The organism is Fictibacillus sp. 26RED30, assembly GCF_015903845.1.
Classification (GTDB): Bacteria; Bacillota; Bacilli; order Bacillales; family Fictibacillaceae; genus Fictibacillus; species Fictibacillus phosphorivorans.
In genome coordinates this window covers 1-1,450 of record NZ_JACZDV010000014.1, presented here as the reverse complement: position 1 = coordinate 1,450, position 1,450 = coordinate 1, and the positions used below count along the sequence as shown (strand labels likewise).

At 36.6% G+C, this 1,450-nt stretch carries 1 pseudogene; it reads left to right on the top strand.

The features are described 5' to 3' along the window. The first annotated feature begins 53 nt into the window (after positions 1–53). Positions 54–1,414: pseudogene (locus tag IHV11_RS20990) on the top strand (IS3 family transposase). The last annotated feature ends 36 nt before the right edge of the window (positions 1,415–1,450 follow it).

Sequence of the window (1,450 nt, the reverse complement as noted above, 5' to 3'; positions counted from 1 at the left end):
TGAACTGCACCCCCAATTTTAGACACAGTCTTAAATTTGGAGGTGCTTTTCTTATGGCTAAATTTACGATCGAAGAAAAAATAGCTGCTGTTAAACGATATTTAGAAGGGGATGTAGGGTATAAAACAATCGCAAAAGAGATTGGCGCGAATAATAGTAAAGTTCTATTTTGGATTAGAAAATATGAATACCACGGTGAGAATGCTTTTTTCAAAAGCTATACAAATTACCCCTTAAACTTTAAACTAGACGTACTAAAATATATGAACGACAATGGGACGTCTATCTTTGATACAGCCGCGATTTTTAATCTGCCATCCGATTCTACCTTGTGGAAATGGCGAGATTTATTAGAGACTCAAGGTTTGGATGCCCTAAAACCAAAGAAAAAGAGGCGTCCAAACATGAATAAGAAAGATCAAAAGTCTTCCAAAAAGTCATCACCAGATAAAGGAACAATAGAAGCGCTTCAACAGGAATTAGAAGCGTTACGTATGGAAAATGCTTATTTAAAAAAGTTGAATGCCTTAGTTCAAAACAAGGAAAAATCACCAAACAAGACAAAGCGCAAGTAGTCTATGAATTAAGGCATGAGTTTTCGATACAAGCACTTATAAAGCTAGCAGGAATCCCACGTAGTACCTATTATTATTGGGTGAATCATTTCAATCGTCCTGACCCTGACGAGGAGTTAAAACATTTGATTCAGGCTATTTATAATGAACATGAAGGCCGTTTTGGCTACCGTAGAATTCGCGATGAACTTAGAAACCGTGGACACCAAGTTAACCACAAAAAGGTACAGCGTATCATGAAGGAACTAGGATTAAAATGTCTCGTACGTATCAAAAAATATCGTTCTTATAAAGGAACGATTGGGAAGATTGCACCAAATATTTTAAATCGTAATTTTAAAGCTGAAGAACCAAACGAAAAGTGGGTCACGGATATTACAGAGTTTAAATTATTCGGAAAGAAGCTTTATTTATCACCCGTTTTGGACTTATTTAATGGAGAAATTATTACCTATACAATAGGGGCTAGACCGACATACTCCCTTGTCTCAACGATGTTAGATTAAGCTCTAGCGCATGTGACAGATAAAGATAAGCTTCTTATACATTCAGATCAAGGCTGGCACTATCAAATGAAACAATACCGTAAGGTCCTCAGTAAAAGTGGCATCACCCAGAGTATGTCTCGTAAAGGGAACTGTTACGATAACGCTGTGATGGAAAACTTCTTTGGAATCCTAAAATCTGAACTTCTTTATCTAAAAGAATTTGAAAGTGTGGAACACTTTAAACTAGAGCTGGCTAAATATATGGATTATTATAATCACAAACGAATCAAGGCAAAATTAAAAGGCATGAGCCCGGTTAAATACCGTACTCATGCCCTAACTGCTGCCTAATGAAATAACCGTGTCTAACTTTTAGGGGTCACATCA